The sequence below is a fragment of the Oliverpabstia intestinalis genome (assembly GCF_009696065.1).
Lineage (GTDB): Bacteria > Bacillota > Clostridia > Lachnospirales > Lachnospiraceae > Oliverpabstia > Oliverpabstia intestinalis.
On sequence record NZ_VUMS01000066.1, the window covers coordinates 1 to 3,306 of the forward strand.

The 3,306-nt window shown below is 37.2% G+C and carries 2 protein-coding genes and 2 pseudogenes; all 4 read left to right on the top strand.

The annotated features are described in order from the left end of the window. The first annotated feature begins 210 nt into the window (after positions 1-210). The 4 genes and pseudogenes from FYJ57_RS14830 to FYJ57_RS14840 all read left to right on the top strand — a co-directional run bounded on the left by FYJ57_RS14830 (position 211) and on the right by FYJ57_RS14840 (position 3,035). Positions 211-1,857, top strand: a complete 1,647-nt coding sequence (locus FYJ57_RS14830; protein ID WP_154433253.1) for a hypothetical protein — start codon at positions 211-213, stop codon at positions 1,855-1,857. A 101-nt stretch (positions 1,858-1,958) separates the two neighbouring features. Beyond that, a pseudogene (locus FYJ57_RS16460) lies at positions 1,959-2,333 on the top strand (desulfoferrodoxin family protein); the annotation flags it as partial. Between the two features lie 57 nt (positions 2,334-2,390). Next, positions 2,391-2,561, top strand: a pseudogene (locus FYJ57_RS16465) ((2Fe-2S)-binding protein); the annotation flags it as partial. Positions 2,562-2,654: 93 nt separating this feature from the next. Beyond that, entirely contained in the window at positions 2,655-3,035 is a 381-nt protein-coding gene (locus tag FYJ57_RS14840) for a hypothetical protein (RefSeq protein WP_154433255.1), read from the top strand. Positions 3,036-3,306: the final 271 nt, after the last annotated feature.

The following is a 3,306-nucleotide window of genomic DNA, read 5'->3' on the forward strand; positions in this document are numbered from 1 at the left end:
TTCCAGTTTGGAAACGTAAATTCCGCTAAAATCATGATTTCTTGATATGCCGGAATTTAGTCTTGCAAGAACTTTTAGGAACAGGGGTTTACTTTTGCAAACTGGAAGTCAGTTTTCCAATTCAGCCGGAATAAAAATAATGCAATGTAATTGCGTGCAAATAAAATATATGATATAGCATAAGCATAGTATATATTCAGGAGGTTAAGCATGGGTATTTTTATTAACATGATAATATCAAAGTCGGTTACCAGAGAAGAATGGGAGAAAGTGTATGAGGAAACTCTTCTGCTGGTAAAGAAATTTCCTTTTGCGGAGAAGAGAAAAATCAAGATTCATGATGTTGACACAATCTGTCTTGTCCCAACAGAAGAACGTGAAACAACATATAGATGGAATAGGGAAAAGACTCAAATTGGATGGAATACAGTAGGAGATTACACTTATATGAGGACGGCTGAGAATTATTATCTGCCAAGGAATCTGGTAGGTGATAACAAGGTTGAACCCGAAGCAGGTGATGCCATATTTGGAGCATTGCCGGCGTATTTACCGTATGATTGGAATGATGAAAAATTCAACCATGTGTATCAAGAATGGGGAGCGAAGACTCAGGGAGAGCCATATCATATGTATCTGCTGGCAATAGCATGCCTGATAGAGGCTCGTTTAGGAACTAAGGCCTTCACCTACGGAGATATTACACGTGGGCAATGTAAGAAGGCTGTTGAGATTGCAAATGAGTATCTTGAAAGTCCGATTGAAATGCCGGATCGCTGTGATGTGAAGAGATTCTTAAAAAGAGTATCTCAGCTTCCGCTATCAGAAAATGAACAGTTAGATGTTTTTGAGAAATTCTATCTTGGCACTAAGGATGCTGCGTTTGGGGCATATATACGTCAAAGCTTTTCAAATGAGGCAATAGAAGCCTTCTGGAAGCAAGAATTTGCCGGGTATAAATTAGGAACAATAGGATTCAATGACTGTTTTTATAACTACATGTTATGGGGTTTTGATTTGGAAAGGCTGTGTGGCTATGTATCATTTCAGGATGGTGAAGGAAATCTCAAATATGATATATTTATCAAGTGCGTGATGGATGCCAAGTTTCATCTGGTGGATAAGAACTGTGAAGATGCACTGAAAATTGATCAGGAAGAAGAACATCCATATGGTATTTGGACACTGATGGCACAGTTCGCATTTTCAGGTGCAAAAAATAAAAAGGTTAATCGATATATTCCAATAAAAGAGATTCGCAGTGCATTGAACGCAGGAATTGGTGATAAATGCAATGTGGACGAAATCATAGATGCATATTTAGCTAAGGAAGCTGAGCAGATGAAAATCAATATAATGGATGAAGATGTATCAGATGAAGATTTTGACATGGCTATCAGGCAGGATCCTGCTGATGCATTTCATCAGGTGATGGAAAAAACTCGTGAAAATGGACTGGAAAAACTCGAGAAGTATGATATAAATGACTATGATGATATGATATTTTACGAAAAAGGTGATACCATGCGTCCGGTATTAATGAAATCCCTTGGTGGGTCAAGAAAGTTCTTAGATACGGCTCTTGAAGAAGAAGAGTTTTCTGAACTTATGGAAGAGGATTCCCGCAGAAGATGCGAATGGTTGATTGAACAGAATCGATATTTCTTAATGCGTGATAAAGATTGGGAAAAGATTTTTGCAGATATTGAAGAAAATAAAGAATCTTTTGGTCGTTATTATCCTCTTTTTAGAGTGAGGATAGAAAGCGATGGTTTGATGGATATGAGCATTGCTTTATTAATTAATGATGACTTGTATGCTTATAGTAAAGAACTGGCTGAACAGGAGGAAGAATAAAAGAACGTTATTTTCCGTTACTGTCCTCAACTCCTGACTTGCGATATCAACATGTATATGGTAAGATAAAAAACAGAAAATACAAAAAAGGATGATGAATTATGGAACAAAAATTTTATGTTTGTGAACATTGTGGAAAAATTGCAGCGATTGTTAAGGAAAGCGGCGTTCCGCTGATGTGCTGCGGGGAAAAAATGAAAGAGTTGATTCCGGGTGTCACAGAGGCAGCAGCAGAAAAACATATTCCTGTTTGTGTAGTAAAGAATAATCAGGTGACGGTGACAGTAGGTGAGGTTTCTCATCCAATGCTTCCGGAACACTATATTGAATGGATTTCTCTTGAGACAAAACAGGGAAATCAAAGAAAGGTTTTAAAGCCTGGTGATAAACCGCAGGCATCCTTTGCTATTTGTGAAGGTGATGAAGTGGTTGCCGCATATGCGTACTGCAATCTGCACAGTCTCTGGAAAAAAGAAGTGGAGGAGAAAAAACAGGAGGAGAAGATGCCGGATGGCGATTACATAGTATGTAAATGTAACCACGTTAGCTACTATGATATTATTGATGAGGTACATAAACACAGCAACATGGAAGAGCTTCTTAAAGTTTTTGAAGATGTAAAAGACACAACACGGTGCTCTACAGGATGTGGAGGCTGCTACGATAAGGTTATGGATATTATTTCCAGAACTATTATGGGATAGAAGGACAAGGGGACGGTTCTCTGTCCGGATTATCACAACATACCTCAACTACCAAGCACCCGGGAAGGCATGGTAGTTGAATAAAAATCATTTATGAATGAAAAAGAAAGCCATTGTATCATTAGTTTGGTACGGTGGCTTTTCAAAATTAACGCTCCATGCTATAATCCCTATATAGAATTCCTCTGTACATCGGAGGAAAAATACTTCAAAAAAACAATTCATCAGATTAAAAGCGATCGGGAGATGGAGGAGCGTTATACGATCTTCGAAGAAATGTTTAGGGATGAACGATATGAAGGTAAAGCTGAAGGCAAGGCTGAGTTTGTACTAGAATTGTTATTTGAGTTAGGAAAAATTCCAGATGATATTCGTAATAATATTATGAATGAAAGAAATATCTCACCGCTCACAAAATGGCATAAAATAGCAGCAAAATCGAATTCTCTAGAGGGATTTCTTGAGAAAATTTAAATAAGCAATATAAGAATAAATCAACATTTCTTTTGAGGCTGTAAAAAATCTTGTGTCTTTGGAAAGTGAATCTTTCTGATAAGAAATAGATATGTAAGGTTTTGCTGTCGAATTTATGATTATGTTGTTGTCGAATTTATCTTTGAGACTATGAAGAAAAGTCTGTAAATAAGATTCTTCTATGATAATGATGGGCGAAAGGCTTGATATATTAGCTTTTCGCCCTTTGTTTATATATAACAGTTACAAAAACGCATGTCAAGAGCAGGCG

Excerpts from the sequence above, each read along its gene's own strand:
- FYJ57_RS14830 (WP_154433253.1), top strand. The coding sequence starts at position 211 with ATGGGTATTTTTATTAACATGATAATATCAAAGTCGGTTACCAGAGAA.
- FYJ57_RS14840 (WP_154433255.1), top strand. The coding sequence starts at position 2,655 with ATGAATGAAAAAGAAAGCCATTGTATCATTAGTTTGGTACGGTGGCTT.